This window comes from Paenibacillus camelliae, assembly GCF_023715345.1.
GTDB lineage: Bacteria > Bacillota > Bacilli > Paenibacillales > Paenibacillaceae > Pristimantibacillus > Pristimantibacillus camelliae.
On sequence record NZ_JAMBNY010000032.1, the window covers coordinates 1 to 1,465 of the forward strand.

The window sequence follows — 1,465 nt, forward strand, 5'->3', positions numbered from 1 at the left end:
TAAACTGGTACCCTTGTCAAGGACACTAAAAAAGAGTGAGCTAGGCCGTCTTCAAAAGATGATTCCTGTACTGAACAGGGGTCATCTTTTTTAATCCCCATTGATATCTGTAATGGTTGTAGTATTTCATGTAACGATCTATTTCTCGTCGTAGTTCATCTAATGATGAGCAGTTCCTGCTTATAACATGATCTTTCATATGACCAAAGAAGGATTCCTGTGGGGCGTTATCCCAGCAGTTTCCTCGCCTAGACATGGATTGGCCTAAGCCCTTTTGTTTCAATAGTTTTTGATATTTAGGGCTTGTATAATGCGAACCTTGATCGGAATGGATAAATGCATCCTTATGCAATTTCAAACGACGTTGTTTCGTAAGTGCCTGAATCGTATCCATCGCTACAGATAACGTGAGACGTGTGGAGAGATTGTAAGCCAGAATTTCACCCGTTGATGCGTCCAGAACAGTCGATAAATAAGCCATTCCTGTGCGACCATACGGGAGATATGTAATGTCGGTGAGCAACACAAGGCCAGGGATTCCTTTCTTGAAATCCCGTTGTAGCTTATTCGGTAGTGTTCGATGTTCTTGTGTGGCTTTGGCCATACGTCTGTAGGGATTAGGTTTTCTGAGTGGACAAACGAGGTTTAACTTCTTCATATGCCTTCGAATCCGTTTTCGACTGTAGATAATGCCAAGTTCATTTTCTAGTATCATTTTGATGGAGCGAGAACCCTTTTGGAAGCCTCTTCGATGAAACGCCTTCTTTATCAATTCTCCAATTTTGGCATCTAAACGGGCCCGCTCTTCGCGCGCACCAGTGGCTTTTAGGTAGCTATAATATCCCGAACGAGAGACGTTAAGCAATTCGCATAGGTAGCGTGTCATACGTCCTAAACCTTGATCTACAGCATCTTTAATTAGCTTAAAGAGTTTGCTCTTACATAATTTATTTCCTTGGTTTACCAGCAACCTTTCTGTCGAGTCTAGCTTTTTTAGCAATTCGACTTGGGATTCGAGAAGTTCTATTCGTGCTTCTTGCTTGGCGATAATTTCATCTGTTGTCAATTCCCGTTTTCGAGGGCGTCCGGAAGTCCCTTTCCGGGAATCAGTAAGTCCGACGAGGCCGTCTTTCCCGTAGGCCTTCTTCCATCGACCAGCACTCGTCTCGACGCGCTTGATACCGAGAACATTTACGTCAAATCCATTATCCTCAAAAATTTCTCTAGGTGTCTTCCCTAACATGTATTGATCAATGAAAAGCTGCTTAAATTCGTCCGCGTAGGTTATTGCCTTGTTACTTACTTTGATTACATACTTGTTCTCCGAGAGTTGTTCCCGTTCTATATCAGTGAATTGTTTCTTGCTCATGATTTCATCCCCCCGCTACTTATACCAGTGTACAAAAAAATACCCATAGCTTAAACACTTTTTTCAAAGTGTCTAGTCTATGGGTACCAGTTTATT

Annotated in this window: 1 protein-coding gene; it reads right to left on the reverse strand. The window is 42.3% G+C overall.

The window, feature by feature from the left end:
• Positions 1–40: 40 nt before the first annotated feature.
• Entirely contained in the window at positions 41–1,369 is a 1,329-nt protein-coding gene (locus M3180_RS22235; RefSeq protein ID WP_251671616.1) for an IS3 family transposase, read from the reverse strand.
• Positions 1,370–1,465: the final 96 nt, after the last annotated feature.